Below are 24,558 nucleotides of genomic sequence, written 5' to 3'. Positions count from 1 at the left end.
GCCGGGGGGTTACCGGCCCTCCGCGCGGGCGGCCGGGGAGTTGCCGGCCTTCCGCGCGGGCGGCGCCGGAGGGTTGCCGGCCCGGCCACGCGGGCGCACCGGGCTTACCGGGCACCGCGGGTGGCGCCGACAGTCGCCTGTCGACGCCACCCGTGGTCGGTCCGGCCGGTCACTTACCGGCGGCCTGACCGTTCTTCAGCGCTGCTTCCCACTGCTCGGCGGCGGGCTTGCCCTGCTCGACGGCGCGCAGGGTGTTCTCCACGGCGGTACGGACGGCCTGGTTCTTCGGGCCGAGGTAGACCGGCTTCAGCTCGCTCGCACCGGCGGCGAAGATCTTGCCGACCGGGGCGTTGGTGAAGTACTCGTTGGTCGAGTCGGCGACGGCCGGGTCGGCCAGGGCCTGCGGCGACGACGGCAGGTTGCCGACCTTCTTGAACGCCTCGATCTGGCCCTTGGCGCTGGTCAGGAACTTCACCAGCTCGGCGGCCTCCTTGGCGTGCTTGCTGGACTTCGGCACGGCCAGGAAGGAACCGCCCCAGTTGCCACCGTTGCCGGGCGCCTTCGCGACGTCCCACTTGCCGGCGGCGGAGTCACCGGCCTGGCCCTTGATGACACCGGTCATCCAGGCGGGGCAGGCGATGGTGGCGAAGGTGCCGTTCTTGAAGCCGGCGTTCCACTCGTTCGAGAACGACTGGAGGTTGTTCGACAGGCCCGCGGCGATCATCTTGGTGGAGAGGTCGTACGCGGTCTTCACGTCCGGGTTCTCGCCGATGACCAGCTTGTTGCTCTTGTCGTAGTAGGTGTAGCCGGAGCCGTTGCCCGCGGTCTGCATCAGCACGACGTTGTAGAAGTTGGTCGCCGAGTCGACGAACTTGTGCTTCTTGTCGGCGGCGACGAACTTCTGGCCGGTGGCGATGAACTGGTCCCAGGTCGGCCAGAGGGCGCCGACCTCTTCGCGGTCGGTCGGCAGGCCGGCGGCCTTGAACAGGTCGCTGCGGTAGCACAGCGCCATCGAGCCGACGTCGGTGCCGAGGCCGAGGACGGTGCCGTCCGGGGTGGTGCCCTGCTCCCACTTCCACGGCAGGTAGTTGGACTTGAGGTCGTTCGCGCCGTGGTCGGCCAGGTTCACGAACTTGCCGGCCTGGGCGTAGAACTGGACGATCGTGCCCTCTTCGAGGGCCACCACGTCGCCGGCGCCGGCGCCAGCGGTGATCTGCTGGGTGAGGCGGGTGTTGTAGTCGCCGAGGCCGAGGCCCTTGCCGCGCTGCTCGATCTTGACGTTCGGGTGCTCCGCCTCGTACTGCTTGTAGAGCTCGTCGTAGCCGAAGCCCTGGTCGCCGAAGACGTCGACGACGAGCTTGATCGGGTCGTTGCTGCTGCCCGAGCCCTCGTCGTCGCTGCCGCAGGCGGAAGTGGTGGCGATCATCGCGACGGACGCGAGCGCGATGGCCGCGAGCCGCCGGCGACGGATTGGGACGCTCATCCGAGACCCCTCTTTCGGTGGTGAGGCTGTGTCATGTGGTGGGGGGTGCTGTGCAGGCGCTCGCGGCCGACGGCCGGAGCCCACGGTCGATGCCCGGCGCCGTTACGGAGAGATCCGCAACACAGCCCCGGGAGCGCTCCCATGAGACTGGAGGAGAGTCCCCAAGGTGTCAATAAGCCGTTGGGAGCGTTCCCAGATCGTTACCGCCGTGTGTCGGAACTATCGCTACGGCGCGTCCGAGGCGGCGCGACCCGCCTAGCGCACCGCCACCTCCCCGGAACGTCACGCCGGGGAGATGACGGCATCCGGCGCCGTTGACGCCGCCACCTGCCCGACACCCCGTCACCCCCCCCCGGAACGGGCGGATTGCCCTGCCCAGCGGGGTGGTGTTCGATGCGGGCCCGGCGACGAGACGAGGCAGGCGCTCCGGGTCGGGCCAGGCCGAGGCGGACCCGGCCGGCTTGATCGACTTCATGTCGGGCAGGTGGGGGTATCAATGGGCCGGGATGCCCCCACCTGCCCGACATCCCGTTCACCCCTCCACCCGGATGGGCGGATTGTCCGACTCTGGCGGGGCAGCTCAGCCCGGCCCGGCGGCGGGACTGGGTTGATCGACTTCATGTCGGGCGGATGGGGGTATCCCGGCCCGTTGATGCCCCCACTTGCCCGACATCCCGTCACGCCTCCGCCGGGATGGGCGGATTGTCCGACTCGGTGGGCGGGGCGTGGGTGCGGGGCGTGGGCGTCGAGGCCGGCACCCGGTCCGGGCGTGGGGACGGGGTGGGGTGGCCGGCGGCAACCCGTGGGCCGGAATCTCGGCGGGGTCGGGGGCGTTACACCTGACGCACGACCGAAGCAGCACCCGCCAGACCCCCGGCCCAGCAGCCCTCGCCCCCCAGGGGTGGTGGCCGGTCGCCGGGAATGGGGGCGGGTCGCCGGTCGTTACACCTGGACCCGGGCCGGCACCACACGGCAGCTGGCCTGGTCCTCCCTCGTCTTTCCCCCTTTTGTTCGTTGTTCGGGCGCCTCGACGTGGTGCTCGCACACCCCCGTACCGCCCCCGTTCGGGGTGTGAGGGTGTGCCGACCCCCGGATTGGAGTCACCCCTGATGAACACGACCATCCTGCGTAAGAGCGTCCTCGGCATCGCCGGACTCGCCTTCGCCGGTGGCCTCGCCGCCGGCCCCCTCCACCACACCACCACCGACACCGGTGACGCGCGGCCCGTCGCCGCCACCCAGTCCAGCGGCGTGGACGCCGGGAAGCTCATCCCCCACGGCGTGCAGGGCGCGCAGTCGCGCATCGACCTCGACCCGGAGCAGACCGCCAACGTCAAGGCCATCATCGCCGCCACGAAGAAGACCGGCCTGGACGAGCGCGCCGCGGTCATCTCCATCGGCACCGCCCTGCAGGAGTCGAAGCTGGAGAACCTGGGTCACCTGGGTGACCGCAACGACCACGACTCCCTCGGCCTGTTCCAGCAGCGTCCCTCCAGCGGCTGGGGCTCGCCCGAGCAGATCACCGACCCCGAGTACGCGACGACGGCGTTCCTCAAGGGCCTGCGACAGGTCGACGGCTGGCAGAACATGGCCCTGACCGACGCCGCCCAGACCGTGCAGGTGTCGGCCTACCCCGACGCCTACGCGCAGTGGGAACAGCAGGCCGCCGACCTCGTCACCCAACACTGGAACAGCTGACACCAGCACGAACGCCGCCGGCCGGGCCCCTGGTGTTCGGGGGCCCGGCCGGCGGCGTCCCCACCCCCAGACAGCCGAGGAACGTTAAGAAGGGGCCCCTCCTATACAGAAAGCGTTAACAAGGGGCCCTTCCTTGCACCTCAGCAGAGGTGGCGGAGGAGGGTGGCGGCGCGGGCCGGGTCGAAGGCGTCCGGGTCGTACGACTCGCCGGCCCAGTCGCGCAGCCGCTCGTGCTCGGGGTGGGCGGGGTCGGCGAGCGCCGCCAGCAGCACCTGGTGCCCGGCGGGGCCGCCGACGTCCTCCGGTGGGCAGGCCCGCTCGCCGGCCAGGCAGGTCGGGTACCGCTCGTCCGGGTCGGCGGTGACGGCGTCCTCGACGACGATGTCGTGCTCCCACCAGTCGCCGAAGTCGTAGGTGTAGTGGAGGCGGCTGCCCTTGCCGACGACCGCGTCCAGCCGGACGTCCAGCTCGTCGCGCACGGCCAGCTCCCCGTCCGGGTCGGGCTCGGCGTACTGCGTGCCGTCGATCTCGAAGGAGTGCAGGTGGCAGTCGCGCCAGCCCATCGCGTGCTGCACGACCCGGTGCAGCCGGTCCAGCGTGTATCCGGCGGGGACCAGCACCCGCCGCCAGACGAGGGGGTGGACTCCGACGAGGGACACCTTCAGCTGGAATATCTGACGTGGCATGTGCTGGCCCCTTCCTTCACGACATAGGCTGCCGGCATGATCTGCCGAGCCTGCCGGGAACGGCGGCACGACGAATGCCCGGGCCGGAAGTGGTGCGACTGCCAGCACCGTACCCCCGAACCCACCCCTCCGGTCACGGGTCCGGCCGGCGAATGAGCGCCGGAGCCGCGATTTCCCGCCTCTGGCCGGCCCCGTCGGCGGGCGGCCTGGACGACGCGGAGCTGGCCGCGCTGTACGGCCGGGCGGACCGTCCCCACCTGCGGGTCAACTTCGTGACCAGCGTCGACGGCGCGGTCTCGCTCGACGGTTACTCGGCGGGGCTGTCCGGCGCACCGGACAAGCGGGTCTTCGGCCTGCTGCGGATGCTCTGCGACGGGCTGCTGGTGGCGGCCGGGACGCTGCGGCACGAGGGGTACGGCGCGGTGCGGCTCGACGCGGCGCGCCGGGCCTGGCGGCGTGCGCACGGGCTGGCCGAGTATCCGACCCTGGTGGTGGTCTCCGGCTCGCTGGACCTGGACCCGGCGCAGGCCGCCTTCACCGACGCGCCGGTGCGCCCGGTGGTGCTCACCCGCGCCGCCGCCGAGGCCCCGCCGGGCCTGGCCGGGGTGGCCGACCTGGTGCGCTGCGGGGACGACAGGGTGGATCTCGCCGCCGGGCTCGCCGCGCTGCGTCGGCGCGGGCTCGGGCAGGTGCTCTGCGAGGGCGGCCCGCACCTGTTCGGCGCGCTCACCGCCGCCGACCTGGTCGACGAGGTCTGCCTCACGGTCGCGCCGCTGCTCGCCGGGGCGGGGCCGGGACGGATCTCCGCCGGGCCCGCCGGCGGGCACCGGGAGCTGCCGCTGCGGCACGTGCTGGCCGCCGCCGACGGCGTGCTGATGCTCCGCTACGCCCGCGCAGCCGAAGCCGACGGCGACGGCGACGGCGACAGCGACAGCGACAGCGAGGCCAACGCCGACACCGACACCACCGCCGACACCGACACGGCCCCGGCCGCCGCTCCGTAGGCGGGGCGGGGGCGCGGGGCCGGGGCGGTGCCGGCACGGCGGGGACGTCGCCGCCCCCGCCGTGCTCCGGTCGGGTCAGGCGACCTTGACCGCCGTCCAGGCGGCGGCGACGGTCCGGTACTCGACGCTGCTGGCGCCGTACAGGTCGGCGGCGGCCGACAGGGTGGCGGTGCGGGCTCCCGAGTAGTTGGTCCGCGAGGTCATGTAGGTGGTCAGCGCGCGGTACCAGATCGCGCCGGCCTTGGCGTTGCCGATGCCGGTGATGGTGCTGCCGTCACAGGTGGGGCTGTTGCCGTACGCGGACGCGCCGCTGCCGACGGCGAGCAGGTAGAAGAAGTGGTTGGCCACGCCGGAGGAGTAGTGCACGTCCTTGAAGCGCAGGGTGGCCGACCAGCAGTCGGCCGAGGAGCCGTCCTTCGAGGGCTTGTCCATGTAGCGCAGCGGCGTGCTGCGCAGCTTCTCGCCGATGAGGTAGTCGCCGGGGTCGCTGGCGTTGGCGGCGGAGAACTCCACGAGGGTGCCGAAGATGTCGCTGGTGGCCTCGTTGAGGCCGCCGGACTCACCGCTGTAGACCAGGCCGGCGGTGTTGCTGGTGACGCCGTGGGTCATCTCGTGGCCGGCGACGTCCAGGGAGGTCAGCGGGGCGAAGCCGGAGCCGCCGTCGCCGTAGGTCATGCAGAAGCAGGAGTCGCTCCAGAACGCGTTGGCGTAGTTGGTGCTGTAGTGCACCCGGCTGTAGGCGGCCACGCCGTCGTTGCGGATGCCGTTGCGGCCGAACGTGTTCTTGTAGTAGTCCCAGGTGACGGCCGCGCCGTAGTGGGCGTCGGCGGCGGCGGTCTGCCGGTTGGAGGTGGTGCCGTTGCCGAAGACGTTGGTGGCGCTGGCGACGAGGGTGCCGGTGCCGCTGGTGGAGCCGTTCAGGTCGTACGTCTTGTGGCCGCCGCGGGCGCCGTCGGTGAGCTGGTAGGTGCTGCCGGAGGCGGTGGTGCCCAGCGGCACGGTGCCGGAGTGCAGGGTGTTGCCGGTGCCCTCGCGCTGCACGCCCTCCCAGGAGCTGCGGACCCCGCCGGTGGCGGCGTCGACGAGCACGTGCAGCTCGCTGGGGGTGCCGTCGGCGTACACGCCGCCGACGACCACCTCGTAGGCGAGGGCGGTGCGCGCGCCGTCGGCGTCGTAGACGAGCTGGGTGCCGTCGACGCGGCGGGCGGTGGCGGTGGAGGCGGCGAGGGCGGCGCGGCCGGCGGCGGCCTCGCCGACGGCGGGCCGGGCGGCGCGGTCGGCGCGGCGCGGGGCGGCCGTCAGGGTCTGGCTGGCGCCGCGCCAGGCGCCGCCCTTGCCGAGGTGCACGACCAGGTCGCCGCCGAGCACGGGCAGCCCGTCGAGGTAGCGGTGCAGCCGGACGTGCTCGGTCCCGTCGGCGTCGGTCGCGACGTTCTTCAGCGTGAAGCTCTGCCCGTCGCCGGCGAGGGCGTCGGCGGCGTGGGACTTCAGCTGGGTGACGGCGCGGGTGAACGCGTCGGCGGAGGGGGCGGCGGCCGGGGCGGCGACGGCCGCGCCGGGCACGGCGGTGGCCAGCAGCGCGGCCGAGGCCAGGCCCGCCAGGACAGTGGTACGACGCATGAGGCTCCTGCCTTCACTCGACAGCCGGTCGGAAGGGGGTGCCGACCGGCGGTGACCCGGCGGTGGTGGCCGCCGGGCCGGCCCACGACCCGCAGGTGGCGGGCCGCAGGGGCACCCCCGAAACATCGACGTAACGAAGATCCTCGATGGGTGCCGGTGTCATTGTTGCGCCGAGCAACCGGTTCGTGTCACCTCTGCGGCAAGAAATTTTGCGACACCGTGCGCGTTCGGAGGAATGCGACGAGTGATCGCGTACCGGACGAGAGGTGGCGTCCGCCGCGTCGCGTGGCAAGCTGTCACATCCCTGCGGCAGGATGCTCCTCGTGTGCCGTGACCGAGACGACCAGCTGACGGGAGCGGGCCGATGACCGACAGCCTGCCGATCACCGACGACGGGTCCGCCGGCCCCGGCGAGGGGGTCGGCCGGGTGCTCGGCACCGCCGACGCCACCCCGCTGACGTTCTGGACGGCCGTGGCCCCGGGCAGCTACCTCCAGCTCGACGACGTGGTGGTGACCCGCCGCGAGATGCCCGACCGCGAGCCGGTCACCATCGCCGGGGTGGTGACCCAGGTGCGGGCGCGGCACGAGGGCGCCCAGTTCGACTCGGACGTGTTCGCCATCGCCGACGGCACCCTGCCGGCGATGGTGCAGGAGGCCGCCGAGATCACCACCACCCGGGTCGACCCGGAGGTCTACGTCCCGCCGACGCCCGGCGCGGTGGTGCACCGCGCCGAGGGCGACGCGCGGGCCCGCGCGCTGCACTTCGACCGGATGGAGCGGCGCATCCCGATGGGCATGGGCCGCGACGGGGTGCCGGTCTACCTCAACGCCGACTTCCTCGACGGCACCCGGGGCGCGCACGTCTCCATCTCCGGCATCTCCGGGGTCGCCACCAAGACCAGCTTCGCCACGTTCCTGCTCTACTCGGTCTTCCGCTCCGGGGTGCTCGGCGGCGACGCGGTCAACGCCAAGGCGCTGATCTTCAACGTCAAGGGCGAGGACCTGCTGTTCCTCGACCACCCCAACACCCGACTCGACGACGCCACCCGCGCCGGCTACGCCAGGCTCGGGCTCAGCGCCGGGGCGTTCCCCGACGTGCGGGTCTACGCCCCGCCCCGGGTCGGCGACTCCTCCGGCACCCCCGACGTGAGCAGCCGGCTGACCGGGGTGGACAGCTTCTACTGGACGCTGAGCGAGTTCTGCGCCGACCGCCTCCTGCCCTACGTCTTCGCCGACGCCGACGACGAGCGCCAGCAGTACACGATGGTCGTCCACTCGGTCGCCGCCCACCTGGCCCGCTACGCGCAGCCCGCCGACGGCGGGGTGAGCGTCGACGGGGTGCGCCTGGGTTCCTACACCGACCTGGTCGACCACATCGTCGAGCAGCTCAACGACGACGAGACCCGGGGCGACTGGGCCGGCAGCGCCGTCGGGCTGGGCACGGTCAACGCGTTCGCCCGGCGGCTCATCGGCAGCAAGAAGGACCTGGGGCGGCTGATCCGGGGCGACCTGGCCACCCGCCGCCCGCACAGCATCAACACCAGCGAGTCGGCCCAGGTGACCGTGGTCGACCTGCACAACCTGCCCGACCGGGCGCAGCGCTTCGTGGTCGGCGTGACCCTCAAGAGCGAGTTCGAGCGCAAGGAGAAGGCGGGCACGGCCAAGCCGCTGCTCTTCGTCGTCCTCGACGAGCTCAACAAGTACGCGCCCCGGGAGGGCTCCTCCCCCATCAAGGAGGTGCTGCTCGACATCGCCGAGCGGGGCCGCTCGCTCGGGGTGATCCTGGTCGGCGCGCAGCAGACCGCGAGCGAGGTGGAGCGGCGCATCGTCACCAACTCGGCGATCCGGGTGGTCGGCCGGCTCGACCCGGCCGAGGCGTCCCGCCCGGAGTACGGCTTCCTCCCGCCGGCCCAGCGGCAGCGGGCGCTGCTGGCCAAGCCGGGCACGATGTTCGTCAACCAGCCCGACATCCCGGTCCCGCTCTGCCTGGAGTTCCCCTTCCCGGCGTGGGCCACCCGGGTCTCCGAGGCCGGCCGGGCGCCCTCGGAGACACTACGGTCGATCACCGGGGCCGCCGACCCGTTCGCGGTGGTCGGCTCCGGCGGCGGCACGAGCGACGACGACATCCCGTTCTAGGGGGCACCGGTCATGAAGATCCTGCACACCTCGGACTGGCACGTCGGCAAGGTGCTCAAGGGGCAGTCCCGGGCCGAGGAGCACAAGCAGGTCCTCGCCGGGGTGATCGAGGTCGCCCGCGCCGAGCGCCCCGACCTGGTGATCGTCGCCGGTGACCTCTACGACACGGCCGCGCCCACCCCGGAGGCGACCCGGCTGGTCACCCGGGCGCTGACCGCGCTGCGCCGCACCGGCGCCGACGTGGTGGCCATCGGCGGCAACCACGACAACGGCCAGGCCCTCGACGCGCTGCGGCCGTGGGCCGAGGCCGCCGGCATCACCCTGCGCGGCGGGGTGCGGGACAGTCCCGACGAGCACGTGATCGACGGCACGACGGCCGGCGGCGAGCGCTGGCGGGTGGCCGCGCTGCCGTTCCTGTCCCAGCGCTACGCGGTGCGGGCCGTGGAGATGTACGAGCTGACCGCCGCCGAGGCCACCCAGACGTACGCCGACCACCTCGGCCGGGTGCTCGGCCGGCTCACCGAGGGCTTCGCCGAGCCCGACCGGGTGCACCTGGTCACCGCGCACCTCACCGTGGTCGGGGCGGCCACCGGCGGCGGCGAGCGCGACGCGCACACCGTCCTGGGCTACGCGGTGCCGGCGACGGTGTTCCCGGGCACCGCGCACTACGTGGCGCTGGGGCACCTGCACCGGTCGCAGCGGGTGCCGGGGCCCTGCCCGATCCGCTACAGCGGCAGCCCGCTCGCCGTCGACTTCGGCGAGCAGGAGAACGTCCCGTCGGTGACGGTCGTCGAGGTGACCGCGACCAGCGCGGCGCGCATCCGGGAGGTGCCGGTGCCGGCGGCGGTGCCGCTGCGCACGGTGCGGGGCACCCTGGCCCAGCTCGCCGAGATCGCCCCGCCGGAGGGCTGGCTGCGGGTGTTCGTCCGCGAGCAGCCCCGGGCCGGGCTGCGCGAGGAGGTGCAGGAGCTGCTGCCCCGGGCCCTGGAGATCCGGATCGACCCGGAGCTGGTGCCGGCCCCCGGCAGCGGCGCCCGCACCGCCCAGCGGGCCGGCCGTTCGCCCCGGGAGCTGTTCGCCGACTACCTCGACAGCCGGGGGCACGCCGACGCCGACGTCCGGGAGCTGTTCGACGAGCTGTTCGAGGAGGTGGACCGCTGATGCGCCCGATGCGGCTGGACATGGCGGGCTTCACCGTCTTCCGCGACGAGACCACCGTCGACTTCACCGACGCCGACTTCTTCGCCCTCGTCGGCCCGACCGGCTCCGGCAAGTCCACGGTGCTCGACGCCATCTGCTTCGCCCTCTACGGCACGGTGCCCCGCTGGGGCGGGACGCGGGGGCTGGGCAACGCGCTCGCCCCGTCCGCCACCGAGGCGCGGGTGCGGCTGGTCTTCGAGTCCGCCGGGGACCGCTACGTGGCGACCCGGGTGGTGCGCCGCGACGGCCGGGGCAACGTGAAGACCGCCAACGCCGGGTTGCAGCTCATGCCGGCCGGGTTCGACGTGACCAAACTGGACACCGGGCTCAGCCCGGAGGACCTGGGCGAGGTGGTCGCCGGCACCCCGGCCGAGATGGACCGGGCGGTGCTGGAGGCGGTGGGGCTACCGTACGAGCAGTTCACCAGCTGTGTGGTGCTGCCGCAGGGGCAGTTCGCCGACTTCCTGCACGCCAGGCCGGCGACCCGGCAGCAGATCCTGGTGAACCTGCTCGGCCTGGGCGTCTACGAGGAGGTGCAGCGGCGGGCCACCGAGCGGGCCGGGCAGGCCGAGGCCAAGCTGGAGGCGGTCGACCGGATCCTCGGCGGGCTCGCCGACGTCGACGACGCGGCGCTGGCCGGAGCGCAGGAGCAGGTCGGGCGGGCGCACGGGCTGGCCGGGGCGGTCGCGGCGGCCGTACCGGAGCGGGACCTGGCCCGGGCGGCGGCGCGGGACGCCCACGCGGCCCTGGCCGCCCTCGACGCCGAGCTGGCCGTGCTCGACGCGGTGCGCGCGCCCGGCGGGGTGGCCGAGGTGGCGCGGGCGGTGGCCGACGCGCGGGCCGGCGTCGGCGAGGCCGCGGGCGCGGTGGCGCTGGCCGAGGAGCGCGAGGAGAAACTGCGCGGCGAGCTGGCCGGCGCGGGCGACGAGAGCGCGCTGCGGCTGCTGCTGAAGGCGCACGCCGACCGGGACCGGCTCGCCGGGCAGGCCGGGTCGGTGGCCACGGCGGTGACGGCCGCGCAGGCCGAGCACGACGCGGCGGTCGCCGCGCTGGAGGCGGGGCGGGCGGCGGCGCAGCGGGCCGAGGCGGAGCTGGAGGCGGCGTTCCGCGCGCACGAGGAGGCCAAGGCCACCGATCAGGCGGTGGCGCTGCGGGCGCACCTGGTCGACGGGGCGGCCTGCCCCGTCTGCGAGCAGGTGGTGGCCCGGGTGCCGGCGGTGCCGGCGGGTTCGGCGGTGGCGCGGGCCACCGCCGCCGGAAAGGCGGCGCGGGCGGCCGTGCAGGCGGCCCAGCGGGTGGTGCAGGAGCGCGACGCGGCGGCCCGCGACGTGGAGCGGGTGCTGCTGCGGGCCCGCGCCGAGCACGACCAGTTGCGGGGCCGGCTGGCCGAGCTGGACGACCAGCTCGCCGGTGCCGCCACCCCGGCGGCGCTGCGGCACGACCTGGCCGAGCACGCCCGGCTGCGCAGGGCCCTCGACGACGCGGCGGGCGCGGTGCGGGCGGGGCGCGACGCCGCCCGGCGGGCCCGGGGGGCCCTCGACGCGGCCGAGGAGCGGCTGCGCGGCGCGTGGCGGGACTTCGACGCGACCCGCGACGGGCTGGCCCGGTTCGGCCCGCCGGCCGCCGACCGGGACGACGTCGCCGCGGCCTGGGCGGCGCTGACCGCGTGGGCGGGCGGGGAGGCGGCGCGGCGGCGCGCGGACCGGGCGGGGCTGGCCGGGGCGGTCGCCGACGCGGAGGCCGCCGTGACGGCGGTGCAGGAGCGCATCGCGGAGATCTTCGCCGCCGCCGGGCTCGCCGTCGACGACGACCCGGTCCGGGCGGCGACCGTCGCCGTGGAGCGCGCCGAGGCCGCCCACCGGCGGCTGGTGGAGCGCCGGGAGCAGGCCGCCGAGCTGGCGGAGCAGCGGGCCGGGCACGAGCGGCAGGCCCGGGTGGCGCGGGCGCTGGCCGGGCACCTGCGGGCCAACAACTTCGAGCGCTGGCTGCTGGCCGAGGCGCTGGACCTGCTGGTCGACGGCGCGTCGGGGATCCTGCGCGAGCTGTCGGGCGGGCAGTACGACCTGGTCCACGACAAGGGCGAGTTCTTCGTCGTCGACCACCACGACGCCGGGCTGCGGCGCGGGGTGCGCACGCTCAGCGGCGGGGAGACGTTCCAGGCGTCGCTGGCGTTGGCGCTGGCGCTGTCGGAACAGCTCGCCGGGTTGTCCACCACGGCGGCGAGCCTGGAGTCGATCGTGCTGGACGAGGGGTTCGGCACCCTCGACGCGGCGACCCTGGACACGGTGGCGGCCACCCTGGAGAGCCTGGCCGCGCGGGGCGACCGGATGGTCGGCGTGGTCACCCACGTGCCGGCGCTGGCCGAGCGCATCCCGGTCCGGTTCGAGGTCCGCAAGGACGCCCGCACCGCCCGGGTGGAACGGACCGGCCTGTGACGGGCCCGGGCGGGGGCGGTCCGGCCGGCTGGGGGCCGGGCGGCGGCGGCCCGGTGGGCGAGGCCCCGGAGCTGTTCGTCGACGCCTGGGACCCGGGCTACGGCGCGTCCTTCGAGGCGGTGCCGGGCGGGCCGGCGACGCCGAGCCGCCAGCAGGTCGACGCCGAGGTGGAGCTGCCGGCGGTGGACTGGCGGGCCATCGACGTCCGGGCCGGCGTCCGGGCCCCGGACGTGGTGCTGCTGGTCGACGGCGTGCGCCGGATCGACGCGAGCGTGTGGACGGCGGAGGCCGACGGGGCGTCGTTCCCGGGCGTGGCCGCCTCCTACGCCGCCGGGGTGGTCCGCTGCGACCTGGAGCGCGGCGCGGCCCGGCTGGCCGGCGCCCAGGTGCGGCGGGGGCTGTTCACGGCCAGCCCGTCGGCGCGGGAGGTGCGCGCCGGCACGGTGCGCTACCCGGTGCACCGGGTCGGCGGCACCGGCGAGCTCAACAAGCTCCAGGCGGCCGTGCAGGGGCCGCTGACCGCGCTGGAGGTGGAGGTCTCCGGTGCGGCCCGGGTCGACGGGGACCTGCTGGTCGTCGACGGCCCGCTGCGCAGCCGCCGGCAGCTGCCCCGCACCCTGGGTTACGTCAAGACCCAGCACAGCCAATATCTCGACGCCCGGCTGACGGCCGTGGTGACCGGGCTGCGCCCCGGCCAGCGGTCCCCGGTGTTCCGGCTCGTCACCGCCTGGGGCGGCTACTCCTGGTATCTGCGGCTGCCCGTCTCCGGCGGCGCGCCCTGGGCCGGCATCGTGCGGGTGGAGTGCTCGGCCGAGCTGGCCGAGGCCGAGGCGTTCGCGCTGGCCGACCTGTCGCTGGTCACGCTGCCCCGGTTCGCGTCCACCCCGTACAAGGACCCGCGCGCCCCGCAGAACCTCGTCCCGATCGCCGGCCTGGAGCGCCGCCTGCGGGCGCTGCTCGGCGACGCCCGCCTGCTGCACCGGGCGCTGACCGCCGCGGCCCGGGGCCGCGGCCCCCGCGTCTGATGGGCCGCCGCCGGGGCGCCGACCGGGTGACCGCGCGGGTCGACACCGGCGAGGCCGAGCTGGTCCCGGACCCCGACCGGCCGCGCTCGTTCACCCTGCTGCTCGACGGCGCGCCGCAGTCGCACGTGGACCTCGCCGACCCCACCCACCTGGAATTCGAGTACGTCCGGCGGCTCGCCGCCGCCCTCGACCTGGTCGCACCGGCGGGCGCGCCGCTGCGGGTGCTGCACCTCGGCGGCGGTGCCCTGACCCTGCCCCGCTACGTGCGGGCCACCCGCCCCGGCTCCACCCAGCGGGTGTGCGAGGTGGACGCCGCCCTGGTGGACCTGGTCCGCCGGGAGCTGCCCTGGCCGGCCGACCCCCGGCTGCGGGTGCGGGTCGCCGACGCGCGGGCCGCCCTGGAGTCCACCCGCGACGCCGGCTACGACGTGGTGGTCGCCGACGTCTTCGCGGGCGCCCGCACCCCGGCGCACCTGACCAGCGTGGAATACCTGGCCGAGGTGGCCCGGGTGCTGGCCCCCGGCGGCTTCTACCTGGCGAACGTCGCCGACGGGCCACCGCTGCGGCACGCCCGCGCGCAGGTCGCCACGGTCCGCGCGGTGCTGCCCCGGGCCTGCCTGGTCGGCGACGCGGCGGTGCTGCGCGGCCGGCGCTACGGCAACCTGGTGCTGGTCGCCGGCCGGGTGGAGCCGCCGGTGCCGGAGCTGACCCGGCGGGCGGCCGGGGACTGGTTCCCGGGCCGGGTGCTGGCCGGCGACGAGCTGGACCGGTTCGCCGGCGGGGCCGCCGTGGTGCGCGACGCCGACGCCACCGACTCCACTCCGCCCCCGCCGGGAATTTTTTCGGTGCGCCGTTGATCCGCTGGCCCGTCCCGTGCGTATCACCGGGCGGCCATGCCCGGTGGGGGTCGGGCTGATGTCATCGGACACCCGGAGGTCTGCATGCATGCGGTGGCGGCCGGCTGGCACGGCGACGCGGTGAGGGTGGACTGGATGTCCGCCCGCGCCCAGCCGCAGTCCCGCGCGTCGAGGTCGACCCGAGGGGTCGACGTACGCCCGGCCGATGGCCAGAATGGCCCGGTGTCTCCGCGATCGGCACCCGGGCGGCACCAGGCGGTGTCCACTGAGACCAGCCACTCGGACCAGTTGATCCGGCTGCTCTACGCGGAGCACGCCGGGCCGCTGCTGGCGTTCGTGATGCGGCTCACCGGCGGGGACCGGCAGCGCGCCGAGGACATCGTGCAGGAGACGCTGCTGCGGGCCTGGCGCAACGCCCACCGCCTCGGCGCGCAGGGGCAGGGCTCGCTGCGGCCCTGGCTGGTGACGGTGGCCCGGCGGATCGCCATCGACGAGCACCGCAGCGAACAGGCCCGCCCGGCGGAGACGTACGACCGGGACCTGACGGCCTTCGCCGAGTCGGACAGCACCGACCGGGTGCTGCGCACCATGACGGTGGCCGACGCGCTGCGTACGCTGAGTCAGTCGCACCGGGAGATCCTGGTGGCGACGTACTTCCGGGGCCGGACGGTGCCGGAGGCGGCCGAGGAGCTGGGCCTGCCGCTCGGCACCGCCAAGTCACGGGTCTACTACGCCCTGCGCGCGCTGCGCACGGCCCTGCAGGAGAGGGGGGTGACGGAATGAGCCGGGCAGATCACATGGACGTCGCCGCGTACGCGCTGGGCGTGCTGGACGAGCACGACACCGAGCGGTTCGAGGAGCACCTCGCCACGTGCTGGGCGTGCGCCGCGGAGCTGGAGACGATGGTTCCCGTGGTGGGGCTGCTCTCCGACATCGACGGCGAGACGATGACGGCCCTGGAGCAGACCGCCACCGACCCGGCCCTGCTCGACCGGACGCTTGTCGCGATGCGGACGCACCGGCGGCGGACCCGGTTCCGGCAGCTGCTGGCCAGCGCCGCCGCCGTGGCGGTGTTCGGCGGGCTCACCGGGGTCGGCATCGCCAGCGTCGCCGGCGGCGACGCCCCGCCGCGGATCGGCGCGCAGCCGACGGCGCCCACGACGCTCGACGGCACGCCGAGCCCGGGGAAGAGCACCGACCCGAACGACCCGGGCACCGGCGGCAACGAGCAGGAGGGCGAGCCGTTCACGGCCGTCGACGCGTCCACCGGCGTGCAGCTCAACATGTGGCTGATCTCGAAGGACTTCGGCACCCGGATCGACTTCCAGCTCAAGCGGCTGCCGGGGCCGCGCACCTGCCGGCTGATGGTGGTGCGCAAGAACGACACGACAGAGGTCCTGTCGACCTGGTCGGTGCCCGGGGGCGGCTACGGCACCACCACCAATCCGCTGCCGCTGGAGCTGAGCGGGGCCACGTCCGTGCCGAAGGACGACATCGCCAAGGTGCTGGTGCAGTCGGTGGACACCAACGGGGTGGCCAGCCCGCTCGTGCAGGTGCCGATGTAACACGCGGTTCCGAAATCGGCGTCGGTCGCTGTCGCGGCCGGCGCCTTTTCGGCGTTTCCGCAGGCTGTCGAGGGGTTGTCCGGCGGTACGCGCGGCGGCCGGAAATGGTTCAACCGAGATAAGTGAAATTGACCACTGTTATTCGTTCATCCTTGACAGCGGGCCGCTCCGTACTAACCGGCGAACTGCTAAGAATGAGGAGGGCACGTGGCACAGCTGAAGCGGACCGTCATCGTCGCAAGCGCCATGGTCGCACTTACGGCCTGCGCTCCCGCAGGCTACAACGGGGCGAACTCGGGCGCGGCCGAGCCGGTCGCAGTGGCCGCGGCCGAGCCCACCGCGGCAGTGGAACCGGAGGCCTCGGCCTCCCCCGACGCGGCGGCCACCACCGCCGCCCCGGACGCCGCGCCGCCGGCCGACGTCGAGCTGACCGACAAGCTCGTCGGCAAGACGGTGGCCCGGATGGGCAAGGTGGTCACCGACGAGGAGGGCTGGGTCCTCTACCGGTTCGACAAGGACTCCGACGACCCGCCCGCGTCGAACTGCGTGGACAAGTGCGCCGAGGTGTGGCCGCCCGCGCTGACCGACGGCAGCCCGCAGCTCACCGGCGTCTCCGACGACAAGGTCGGCACCATCACCCGGCAGGACGGCACCCGGCAGATCACGCTGGGCGGCTGGCCGCTGTACCGCTACATCGGCGACAAGAAGCCGGGCCAGTGGAAGGGCCAGGGCGTCGGCGGCACCTGGTTCGTCGCCCAGCCCGACGGCAAGAAGAACCTCGAGTGCCTGCCGACCGGCACCCCGAAGGCAGTCGCCCCGCCGTCGTCCAGCGACGCGGGCGCGGCGGACTCCAGCTACTCGTACTGACGGACCCGGTGGTCGGTCGCGGCCGGGGAGGGCACGACCGACCACCGCCGTGAACCGGACCGGCGTACCGGCAACGCCGTGTCCCGGCCGCGGCGCCGGCCCCCGACAGGGACGGCCGGCGCCGCGATCGCCGGACCTCCCGGAGCGGAGGAGGGCGGCGGGCGCGCTGACGCCAGCAACCGCGCCCGCCGAGGTCCCCCACCCGCACCCCGCGGCCGACTCCGGCCGCTCCGCTCCGGCAAGGAGGCACCGCCGACGTTCCCCACGTCGGCGGTGCCGCTCTTTGTCCGCCGCGCTCCCCCGCACCCGGCCGGCGCAGGGCCGTGGCAGAGTGACGGCGTGCGCGAACCCTCCGCCCGCCGGGCGCTGCGCCCGCCCGCCGGCTACCGGCTGGCCGCGTCGGTCCGGCCGCTCACCTTCAGCACGTACGACCCGTGCGCCCGCATCGCCGCCGACGCCTTCTGGTGGGCGGCCCGCACCCCCGCCGGCCCCGCCACCCTCGCGCTGCGCCCGGCCGGCGTCGGGGAGCTGCTCGCCGAGGGGTACGGCCCGGGGGCCGACTGGGTCGTCGAGCGGGCCGACGCCGTCGCCGGGCTCCGCGACGACCTCACCGGGTTCGCCGAGCGGGCCGCCGCGCACCCGGTGGTGGCCCGGCTCGCCGCGCGCCACGCCGGGCTGCGGATGCCGGCCACCGGCCAGGTCTTCGCCCGGGTGCTGCGGGCGGTCCTGGAGCAGAAGGTCACCGGCACGGAGGCCTACCGGGCGTACGCGGCGACCGTGCGCCACTTCGGCGAGCCGGCCCCCGGGCCGATGCAGCCGCTGCTGCTGCCGCCCGACCCGGCGGCGGTGGCCGCCGCGCCGTACTGGGTGTTCCACCCGTTCGGGGTGGAGCAGAAACGCGCCGACACGCTGCGCCGGGCCGCCGCCGAGGCCGCGCGGCTGGAGCGCTGCGCCGACGCCGCCGAGGCGACCCGCCGGCTGACCGCCGTGCCCGGCATCGGGGCGTGGACGGCCGCCGAGGTGGTGCGGATCGCGTACGGCGACCCGGACGCGGTCAGCTTCGGCGACTACCACGTGCCGAACACGGTGGCCTGGGCCCTGGCCGGCGAGCCGCGCGGCGACGACGCCCGGATGCTGGCGCTGCTGGAGCCGTTCCGGGGGCACCGGGGGCGGGTGTGCGTGCTGCTCGCCGCCGGGGGCGTGCAGGCGCCGAGGTACGGGCCGAGGATGCCGATCCGCTCGTTCGCCCGCTACTGAGCCGATTGCCAGCCAAGGGTGGCGGGCCGGTCAGGCGGTCGCGGCGGCTCGGGGCGGTCAGGCGGGCGGGATCGGGCGGGCGCAGAGACGGCGCAGGGTGCGGCCCAGCCACCAGGCGTACCCCCGTTGGAAGGCCCGGCCGGCGGGCCCGGCGGCACGCATGAACCAGCGGTCCGGCCGGCTGAACGCGCGCACCTCGAACCAGACGGCGCCGGAGTCGTCGCGCTCCACCACGAACGCCTCCTCGCCCCGCGCCGGGTGGCCGGGCAGCGTGCCGTACCCGAAGCCGGCCCGGCGGTCGTCGTCGGCCGCCCAGACCACCTGGCACGGCGCGGCCAGCCGCAGCGGGCCGACGCCCAGCCGGGAGACGACGGTGACCCCGGGTGCGGCGCGGGGCGCGGTGGCGTCGATCCGGACGCCGGCGGCCCGGTGCAGCCGCCAGCCCAGCACCGCCGCGCCGGCCGCCTCGAAGGACCCGGCGGGCAGCGGCACCCGGTGCCGGACGTGCCGCCACCCGGCCGGCAGCTCACCGGCGCGGGTCGCGCCGGGGTGCGGGTAGGTCAGCTCGGGCACGGCGGCCTCCTCGGGTGGGACACCCGCCAGGGTACGGCCGCGGGGCGGGGCGGCGGTCAGGCGGCCTCGTGGAGGTCGGCCAGGGTGAGCGGGGTGCGGCGGCGCAGCAGCTCCGCCAGCTCGGCGACCGTGCCCACCTCGCCGAGCACGTCCTTGCCGCCGCCGAAGCGGGCCGGGTAGCGGCGCACCAGGCGGTACCGGTAGCGCCCGTGGATCAGCTCGACGCTGACCCGCCAGCGCCCGCAGCACCCGCAGACCCACTCCCGCACCCGGCGAAGGTAGCTCTGAGCTGGGCGAACGCCATCCGGTCGCGCGGGCGGGGACGGGACGCGCGGGGACACGCCCGCCCATCACCGCCGGTGATCCGGCTCACGACTGTCGGTGGTGTCTGGTTGACTGTCGCCGTGGACCTGCCGATCAACCCACCGGTCGAACCGATGCTGGCCAAGGCCGTCTCCCGGCTGCCCACCGACCCCGGCACGACCTACGAGCCGAAGTGGGACGGTTTCCGCTGCATCGTCTTCCGCGACGGCGACGAGGTGGAGCTGGCCAGCCGGGGCGGCAAGACGCTGACGCGCTACTTCCCCGAGGTGGTCGAGCAGGCGCTGCGGCAGCTCCCCGCGCGCTGCGCCGTCGACGGCGAGCTGATCGTGATCCGCCGGGACGGCCCGGACGGGCAGCCCCGGCTCGACTTCGAGCTGCTCGCCCAGCGCATCCACCCCGCCGCGTCGCGGGTGAAGCTGCTGGCCGAGACGACCCCGGCCGACTTCGTCGCCTTCGACCTGCTCGCCATCGACGACGAGCTGCTCACCGCCCAGCCCTACCCGCAGCGCCGGGCCCGGCTGGAGCAGGCGCTTTCCGGGGTGCGCCCGCCGGTGCACGTCACCCAGGTCACCACCGATCCCGAGACGGCCCGCCGCTGGTTCGACGTGTTCGAGGGCGCCGGGCTCGACGGGCTGATCGCCAAGCCGGCCGACCTGCCCTACGAGCCGGGCAAGCGGCTGATGGCCAAGGTCAAGCACGCCCGCACCGCCGACGTGGTCGTCGCCGGCTTCCGCTGGCACAAGACCGGCCCGGTGGTCGGCTCGCTGCTGCTCGGCCTCTACGACGACGACGGCGTGCTGCACCACATCGGGGTCAGCTCCTCGTTCACCACCGCCCGCCGCAGGGAGCTGCTGGACGAGCTGGCCCCCTACCGGGAGGTCGGCCCCGACCACCCGTGGGCGCACGGCGACCACGAGCGCGGCCAGCGCATCCCCGGCGGGGTGAGCCGGTGGACGGGCACGAAGAACCTGGAGTGGGAGCCGCTGCGCCCCGAGCTGGTGGCCGAGGTGGGCTACGACGCGATGGAGGGCGACCGGCTGCGGCACACCGCCCGGTTCGTCCGCTGGCGGCCCGACCGGGACCCCCGGTCCTGCGGCTACGACCAGCTCGACCGCCCGATCCGCTACGACGTCGACCAGGTCCTGCGCGGCGATCCGGCGGCGACGGCCGAGCCCACGCCGGGCCGGGCGTAGCCTGAGGCGTCGACACGACCGGTCGACACGAGCACGAGAGGCGCGCCGGTGACCCGTACACCCGACCGGATCCGCCGGGCCCGGCTGACCCTCGCCGGGCTCGTCGCCGCGGCCCTGGTCGCCGCCGGCTGCACGCTGCCCGCGTTCGCCCCGCGCACCGAGGGCGCGGGCGAGGCAGCCCCGCCGGGCACAGCCCCGACCTGGCGGGCCTGCCCGGAGGTCGCCGACGACCTCGTCGGCCGGCGCGCGCCCGACATGCGCTACGACTGCGCCCGCATCGCCGTGCCGCGCAACTGGGGCACCGGCGGCGGCGCGACGGCCGGGCCGGGCGTCGGGGAGACCTTCGAGATCGCCCTGCTGCGGGCCCGCTCGACGAAGCAGCGCGACCGGATCGGCTCGCTGGTGATCAACCCGGGCGGTCCGGGCGGCTCCGGCGTGGACACCGCCGTCTACCTCTCCTTCGGCCCGGCGTTCGGCGGCCTGCCCCCGTCGGTCACCGAACGCTTCGACATCGTCGGCTTCGACCCGCGGGGGGTGGCCCGGTCCAGCCCCGTGAAGTGCATCTCCGACGCCGACCTCGACGCCAGCTTCGGCTACGACCCCGACCCGGAGTCCACGGCGTCGTTCGACGGCTTCGTGGCGCTCAACGAGCGGATCGGGCGCGGCTGCGGCGACAAGTACGGCGACCAGCTCCCGCTCTTCGGCACCGAGCAGGCCGCCCGCGACATGGACGCCGTGCGCGCGGCCGTCGGCGACGAGAAGCTGACCTACCTCGGCTACTCCTACGGCACCCTGCTCGGCGCGACGTACGCGCAGCTCTACCCGCAGCGGGTGCGGGCCCTGGTGCTCGACGGCGCGGTCGACCCCACGCAGGACCTGGTGGCCGGCTCGGAGGGCCAGGCGAAGGGCTTCGAGCGGGCGTTCGACAACTTCACCCGGTGGTGCGCGGCCAACGCCGGGCGTTGCCCGCTCGCCCCGGACGCGCGGGCGGCGGTGACCTCGGCGATCGACAAGGCGAAGGTCTCCCCCGTGCGGACGGCCGACGGCCGGGAGGCCACCTCCGGCTGGGTCTTCTACGCGGTCATCTCCTCGCTCTACACCGAGTCGGGCTGGCAGGAGCTGGCCCACGCCATCGAGCGGCTGGACGACGGCGACCCGGGCGAGGTGTTCCGGCTGGCCGACGCGTACGCCGGCCGCGACGCCGACGGGAAATACTCCAACCTGTTCGACGCCAACCTCGCCGTCAACTGCACCGACGCGGCCGAGAAGCCGAGCGTGCAGCGCATCCGCGAGCTCCAGGCGCAGTGGCGGCAGACCTATCCGCTGTTCGGCCCGGCGCTCGCCGTCGGCATGCTCGGCTGCGCCGAGTGGCCCGGCGCGCGGGACCCTTACCCGACGGGCAAGGCGGCCGGCGCGCCGCCGATCGTGGTGGTGGGCACCACCGGCGACCCGGCGACGCCCTACGAGCAGACGGCGACGCTGGCCTCGATGCTGGGCGTGGGCCGGGTGCTGACCTGGGAGGGCGAGGGGCACACGGCGTACCCGCAGACGAGCTGCGTGACCGACGCGGTGGACGCGTACCTGATCTCGTTGACGGTGCCCCGGGAGGGGCTGCGCTGCCCGGCCCGGTGACGGCGCGCCGCCCGGCCCGCGCCGTGGTGGAGGGTCACCGGCGGGTTCTGCGGGCGCGGCGGACACCCGGCGGCGGGGGCGGCGGCTCGGGCGGCAGGGTGATCCCCTGCCGCGCCGCCAGTTCCTCCAGCAGGGCCCGCATCCGCCGCACGTCGGCCTTCAGTTCCTCCTGCTCGTCGTGCTCGAAGGCGTCGTCGTCCACGATCAACTGGCTGGCGAAGTGCGCGGTGATCAGCGGGATGACCAGCAGCACCATGGTCGAGATGAGCAGCGCCGCCAGGGCCCGGCCCGCCCCCGTGGTCGGGGAGATGTCGCCGTAGCCGACGGTGGAGGCCGTGACCACCGCCCACCAGACCGAGTCGGTGGCGCTCTTGTGCTCGACGTGGCTGTAGATCACCCCGGCCACCACGATCATCAGCAGGTACGACGTGATCAGCGTCCGGGGCGAGTTGGCGAACCACACGAGCCCCCGGTAGACCCAACGGAACGGCAGCAGCAGGACGTCCATGCCGCATCATGCTGCCCGGTCCCGGCAAGCCGCGGCCGGGACATCGTCGGCTGTCGTTGTGTCAGGCTGACGCCATGCCCACAGTGATCCTCCGGGAGGCGGTCCGGGCCGACCTGCCGGCCATCCTCGCCCTGCTCGCCGACGACGTGCTGGGACGGACCCGCGACGTCGGCGAGGTCGACGACGCGTACGAGCGGGCCTTCGCGGACATCTCCGCCGACCCGCGCAACCATCTCGTGGTGGCCGACGACGGCGGGGTGGTCGTGGGCTGCCTCCAGATCACCTACATCCCCGGCCTCGGCCGGCACGGCGCCGAGCGGTGCCTCGTCGAGGCGGTGCGGGTGCGCTCCGACCGCCGGGGGCAGGGGCTGGGCGGGGAGATGATCCGCTGGGCGATCGACCAGGCGAGGCAGCGCGGCTGCGGGCTGGTGCAGCTCACCACGGACAAGTCCCGCACCGACGCCCACCGCTTCTACCTGGCCCTGGGCTTCCAGCCCACCCACGAGGGCATGAAACTCCCCCTCTGACAGTCCCCCCTCCCCACCCCCTCCCCCTCTCTCCCCCACCCCCTCTCCCCCGCGATCTTGCACTTCGGGCCCCGACAAATGAGGCGAAAGCCCCACCCGAGGGGCCGCAAGTGCAAGATCGCGGGAGGCGGGTCAGGGGGCGGGGGCCAGGTGGCCGTCGCGGAGGGTGAGGGTGCGGTCGGCCAGGTCGATCAGGGCCGGGTCGTGGGTGGCGACCAGGGCGGTCATGCCGCGCGCGTGCACCACGGCGCGGAGCAGGTCCATGATGGACCGGCCCGTCTCCGAGTCGAGCTGCCCGGTCGGCTCGTCGGCGATCAGCAGGTCCGGCTCGTTGGCCAGTGCCCGGGCCAGTGCCACCCGCTGCTGCTGCCCGCCGGACAGCTCGTACGGCCGCTGCGCGGCGTGCCCGCCCAGCCCCACCAGCTCCAGCAGCACCGCCACCCGTTCCTCCCGCTCGGCGGCGGGCACCTTCGCCAGCCGCAGCGGCACCCCGACGTTCTCGGCGGCGGAGAGGATCGGGATCAGCCCGAAGGTCTGGAAGACGAACCCGACGGTCCCCCGGCGCAGCCGCAGCAGCTCCCGCTCGCCGGCCGCCCCGAGGTCGTGCCCGGCCACCCGCACCCGGCCGGAGTCGGGCCGGTCCAGGCCGCCGACCAGGTTCAGCAGGGTGGTCTTGCCCGCGCCCGACCGGCCCCGGACGGCGACCAGCTCCCCCCGCCCGGCGGTGAAGGAGACGTCCCGGACGGCGTGCACCGCGCGTTCGCCCCGGCCGAAGGTGCGGCTCACCCGGTCCACCCGCACCACCTCGTCCACCGTCGAGGTCGACCCGGGGGCGGCACTCGGGGCGGCGGCCACGGCGGTGCCCGGGGCGGCGGCCAGCCCGGCGGCCGTGGCGGCGGAGGGACCGGGCTGCTGCTGCTCGCTCATGCGTCGCTCCGTTCCGCGTCGGCCCGGTCGCCCGGCCGCACCTCGACGTGGTCGGGTTCCAGGGTGAGCCGGACCCGGTCGCGCAGGGCCAGGGCGTCGACGAAGGACTCCGGCAGTTGCATCCGGCCGGCGCGGTCCAGCACGGCGTACTCCTCGCTGACCAGCTCGGTGCTGCCGTCCGCGCCGGTGCGCGCGGTCCGGCGTACCTCGGAGGCGGTCCGGCCGTCGCGGATGGCGACGGTCCGGCGGACCTGGGTGGCCACGGCGTGATCGTGGGTGACCACCACGACCGTCACCCCCAGCTCCGCGTTGATCTGCCGCAGCGCGGCGAAGACCTCCGCGCCGGTGGCCTCGTCCAGCTCGCCGGTCGGCTCGTCGGCGAAGAGCACCTCCGGGTCGTTGGCCACGGCCACCGCGACCGCGCAGCGCTGCTGCTCCCCGCCGCTGAGCTGGCCCGGCCGCCGGTCGGCGCAGTGGCCCACGCCGACCAGGTCGAGCAGCTCGCGGGCCCGCTCCCGGCGGGCCCGCCGGGAGCGCCCACCGGCCAGCCGCATCGGCAGCTCGACGTTCTCCAGGGCGGTCAGGTACGGCAGCAGGTTGCGACCGGTCTGCTGCCAGACGAACCCGGCCATCCGCCGGCGGTAGCTCAACCGGCGGCGGGCGGACATCGCGAGCAGGTCGTACTCGGCGACCCGGGCGATGCCGGCCGTCGGCGTGTCCAGCCCGGAGAGGATGTTCAGCAGGGTGGACTTGCCCGAGCCGGACGCGCCGACGATGGCGACCAGCTCCCCCCGGTCGATGACCAGGTCGAGGCCCTGCAACGCGACCACCTCGACCCCGTCGGTCTTGAAGATCCGCACCAGGCCGTCGCAGACGATGTGCCCGCGCAGCCGGTCGTTCCCGCCGGCCCGCTCGGCCGCCCGTTGCGCGGCCCGCCGTTGCAGGGTGGCCAGGTCCGGGGCGGCGGACGTCGTCACGGTGGCTGTCATCTCAGCATCCCTCTCCACGCATCGTCAGCATTCCCCGCCACGTCTGCACACA

At 75.0% G+C, this 24,558-nt stretch carries 21 protein-coding genes and 1 pseudogene; 14 read left to right on the top strand and 8 right to left on the bottom strand.

The window, feature by feature from the left end; translation table 11 throughout:
* Positions 1-169: 169 nt before the first annotated feature.
* Positions 170-1,483, bottom strand: coding sequence for an extracellular solute-binding protein (locus O7633_RS29590; protein WP_278133282.1), 1,314 nt, complete (start codon positions 1,481-1,483; stop codon positions 170-172).
* 1,109 nt (positions 1,484-2,592) lie between these two features.
* Here O7633_RS29590 and O7633_RS29585 point away from each other — a divergent pair.
* Positions 2,593-3,180, top strand: a complete 588-nt coding sequence (locus tag O7633_RS29585; protein ID WP_282324727.1) for a hypothetical protein — start codon at positions 2,593-2,595, stop codon at positions 3,178-3,180.
* 140 nt (positions 3,181-3,320) lie between these two features.
* Here the strand turns inward: O7633_RS29585 and O7633_RS29580 are convergent, their stop codons facing one another.
* On the bottom strand, positions 3,321-3,866 hold the full coding sequence (locus O7633_RS29580) for a plasmid pRiA4b ORF-3 family protein (protein WP_074479406.1): 546 nt from the start codon (positions 3,864-3,866) through the stop codon (positions 3,321-3,323).
* 152 nt (positions 3,867-4,018) lie between these two features.
* Here O7633_RS29580 and O7633_RS29575 point away from each other — a divergent pair.
* A pseudogene (locus tag O7633_RS29575) lies at positions 4,019-4,759 on the top strand (pyrimidine reductase family protein); the annotation flags it as partial.
* A gap of 186 nt (positions 4,760-4,945) precedes the next feature.
* On the opposite strand, the gene O7633_RS29570 reads toward O7633_RS29575, so the two are convergent.
* Entirely contained in the window at positions 4,946-6,490 is a 1,545-nt protein-coding gene (locus O7633_RS29570) for a M4 family metallopeptidase (protein ID WP_282324726.1), read from the bottom strand.
* Between the two features lie 382 nt (positions 6,491-6,872).
* On the opposite strand from O7633_RS29570, the gene O7633_RS29565 reads away from it, so the two are divergent.
* From O7633_RS29565 to O7633_RS29525, 9 genes are all read left to right on the top strand, one after another.
* Entirely contained in the window at positions 6,873-8,627 is a 1,755-nt protein-coding gene (locus O7633_RS29565) for an ATP-binding protein (protein ID WP_074479420.1), read from the top strand.
* Positions 8,628-8,639: 12 nt separating this feature from the next.
* Entirely contained in the window at positions 8,640-9,788 is a 1,149-nt protein-coding gene (locus O7633_RS29560) for an exonuclease SbcCD subunit D (protein WP_074479408.1), read from the top strand.
* Positions 9,788-12,262 (top strand): SMC family ATPase, encoded by a 2,475-nt coding sequence (locus O7633_RS29555; RefSeq protein ID WP_282324725.1) that lies wholly within the window; start codon positions 9,788-9,790, stop codon positions 12,260-12,262. The genes O7633_RS29560 and O7633_RS29555 overlap by 1 nt, the downstream gene beginning before the upstream one ends.
* 71 nt (positions 12,263-12,333) lie before the next feature.
* The gene (locus O7633_RS29550; RefSeq protein ID WP_178067205.1) at positions 12,334-13,287 is read left to right on the top strand and encodes a hypothetical protein; all 954 of its coding nucleotides are present in this window, start codon (positions 12,334-12,336) and stop codon (positions 13,285-13,287) included.
* Complete coding sequence (locus O7633_RS29545) at positions 13,287-14,144, top strand: fused MFS/spermidine synthase (RefSeq protein ID WP_282324724.1); 858 nt, start codon at positions 13,287-13,289, stop codon at positions 14,142-14,144. Before O7633_RS29550 ends, O7633_RS29545 begins: the two co-directional genes overlap by 1 nt.
* Positions 14,145-14,228: 84 nt before the next feature.
* A complete protein-coding gene (locus tag O7633_RS29540) occupies positions 14,229-14,927 on the top strand; it encodes a sigma-70 family RNA polymerase sigma factor (protein ID WP_043962562.1) in 699 nt (232 codons plus the stop codon).
* Positions 14,924-15,709: a zf-HC2 domain-containing protein gene (locus tag O7633_RS29535; protein WP_178063963.1), complete on the top strand. Its 786-nt coding sequence runs from the start codon at positions 14,924-14,926 to the stop codon at positions 15,707-15,709. Before O7633_RS29540 ends, O7633_RS29535 begins: the two co-directional genes overlap by 4 nt.
* Before the next feature lie 207 nt (positions 15,710-15,916).
* Positions 15,917-16,576 carry a hypothetical protein gene (locus O7633_RS29530; protein ID WP_282324723.1) on the top strand — a complete coding sequence of 220 codons (660 nt, stop codon included), beginning with the start codon at positions 15,917-15,919 and terminating at the stop codon, positions 16,574-16,576.
* Positions 16,577-16,915: 339 nt separating this feature from the next.
* Positions 16,916-17,833: a DNA-3-methyladenine glycosylase 2 family protein gene (locus O7633_RS29525; protein WP_282324722.1), complete on the top strand. Its 918-nt coding sequence runs from the start codon at positions 16,916-16,918 to the stop codon at positions 17,831-17,833.
* A gap of 57 nt (positions 17,834-17,890) precedes the next feature.
* Here the strand turns inward: O7633_RS29525 and O7633_RS29520 are convergent, their stop codons facing one another.
* Both O7633_RS29520 and O7633_RS29515 read right to left on the bottom strand, forming a co-directional pair.
* Positions 17,891-18,406, bottom strand: a complete 516-nt coding sequence (locus tag O7633_RS29520; RefSeq protein ID WP_282324721.1) for a DUF1990 domain-containing protein — start codon at positions 18,404-18,406, stop codon at positions 17,891-17,893.
* Between the two features lie 56 nt (positions 18,407-18,462).
* Positions 18,463-18,675: a hypothetical protein gene (locus O7633_RS29515; protein WP_074479416.1), complete on the bottom strand. Its 213-nt coding sequence runs from the start codon at positions 18,673-18,675 to the stop codon at positions 18,463-18,465.
* Between the two features lie 135 nt (positions 18,676-18,810).
* On the opposite strand from O7633_RS29515, the gene O7633_RS29510 reads away from it, so the two are divergent.
* Complete coding sequence (locus O7633_RS29510) at positions 18,811-19,923, top strand: ATP-dependent DNA ligase (protein WP_282324719.1); 1,113 nt, start codon at positions 18,811-18,813, stop codon at positions 19,921-19,923.
* Between the two features lie 48 nt (positions 19,924-19,971).
* Positions 19,972-21,555 (top strand): alpha/beta hydrolase, encoded by a 1,584-nt coding sequence (locus tag O7633_RS29505; RefSeq protein ID WP_282324718.1) that lies wholly within the window; start codon positions 19,972-19,974, stop codon positions 21,553-21,555.
* 34 nt (positions 21,556-21,589) lie between these two features.
* On the opposite strand, the gene O7633_RS29500 is transcribed toward O7633_RS29505, so the two are convergent.
* Positions 21,590-22,063 (bottom strand): potassium channel family protein, encoded by a 474-nt coding sequence (locus O7633_RS29500; RefSeq protein ID WP_282324717.1) that lies wholly within the window; start codon positions 22,061-22,063, stop codon positions 21,590-21,592.
* Between the two features lie 74 nt (positions 22,064-22,137).
* On the opposite strand from O7633_RS29500, the gene O7633_RS29495 reads away from it, so the two are divergent.
* Positions 22,138-22,590, top strand: a complete 453-nt coding sequence (locus O7633_RS29495; RefSeq protein WP_278133253.1) for a GNAT family N-acetyltransferase — start codon at positions 22,138-22,140, stop codon at positions 22,588-22,590.
* Between the two features lie 132 nt (positions 22,591-22,722).
* Here O7633_RS29495 and O7633_RS29490 read toward each other — a convergent pair whose 3' ends face one another.
* Entirely contained in the window at positions 22,723-23,517 is a 795-nt protein-coding gene (locus O7633_RS29490) for an ABC transporter ATP-binding protein (RefSeq protein ID WP_282324716.1), read from the bottom strand.
* A complete protein-coding gene (locus tag O7633_RS29485) occupies positions 23,514-24,506 on the bottom strand; it encodes an ABC transporter ATP-binding protein (RefSeq protein WP_278133249.1) in 993 nt (330 codons plus the stop codon). Before O7633_RS29485 ends, O7633_RS29490 begins: the two co-directional genes overlap by 4 nt.
* Positions 24,507-24,558: the final 52 nt, after the last annotated feature.

The sequence above is a fragment of the Micromonospora sp. WMMD712 genome (assembly GCF_029581295.1).
Lineage (GTDB): Bacteria > Actinomycetota > Actinomycetes > Mycobacteriales > Micromonosporaceae > Micromonospora > Micromonospora carbonacea.
Note: the sequence above shows the minus strand (reverse complement) of the source record. Positions and strands in the feature narration are given on the sequence as shown.

Excerpts from the sequence above, each read along its gene's own strand:
- O7633_RS29590 (WP_278133282.1), bottom strand. The coding sequence starts at position 1,483 with ATGAGCGTCCCAATCCGTCGCCGGCGGCTCGCGGCCATCGCGCTCGCG.
- O7633_RS29585 (WP_282324727.1), top strand. The coding sequence starts at position 2,593 with ATGAACACGACCATCCTGCGTAAGAGCGTCCTCGGCATCGCCGGACTC.
- O7633_RS29580 (WP_074479406.1), bottom strand. The coding sequence starts at position 3,866 with ATGCCACGTCAGATATTCCAGCTGAAGGTGTCCCTCGTCGGAGTCCAC.
- O7633_RS29570 (WP_282324726.1), bottom strand. The coding sequence starts at position 6,490 with ATGCGTCGTACCACTGTCCTGGCGGGCCTGGCCTCGGCCGCGCTGCTG.
- O7633_RS29560 (WP_074479408.1), top strand. The coding sequence starts at position 8,640 with ATGAAGATCCTGCACACCTCGGACTGGCACGTCGGCAAGGTGCTCAAG.
- O7633_RS29555 (WP_282324725.1), top strand. The coding sequence starts at position 9,788 with ATGCGCCCGATGCGGCTGGACATGGCGGGCTTCACCGTCTTCCGCGAC.
- O7633_RS29545 (WP_282324724.1), top strand. The coding sequence starts at position 13,287 with ATGGGCCGCCGCCGGGGCGCCGACCGGGTGACCGCGCGGGTCGACACC.
- O7633_RS29540 (WP_043962562.1), top strand. The coding sequence starts at position 14,229 with ATGCATGCGGTGGCGGCCGGCTGGCACGGCGACGCGGTGAGGGTGGAC.
- O7633_RS29535 (WP_178063963.1), top strand. The coding sequence starts at position 14,924 with ATGAGCCGGGCAGATCACATGGACGTCGCCGCGTACGCGCTGGGCGTG.
- O7633_RS29500 (WP_282324717.1), bottom strand. The coding sequence starts at position 22,063 with ATGGACGTCCTGCTGCTGCCGTTCCGTTGGGTCTACCGGGGGCTCGTG.
- O7633_RS29495 (WP_278133253.1), top strand. The coding sequence starts at position 22,138 with ATGCCCACAGTGATCCTCCGGGAGGCGGTCCGGGCCGACCTGCCGGCC.
- O7633_RS29490 (WP_282324716.1), bottom strand. The coding sequence starts at position 23,517 with ATGAGCGAGCAGCAGCAGCCCGGTCCCTCCGCCGCCACGGCCGCCGGG.
- O7633_RS29485 (WP_278133249.1), bottom strand. The coding sequence starts at position 24,506 with ATGACAGCCACCGTGACGACGTCCGCCGCCCCGGACCTGGCCACCCTG.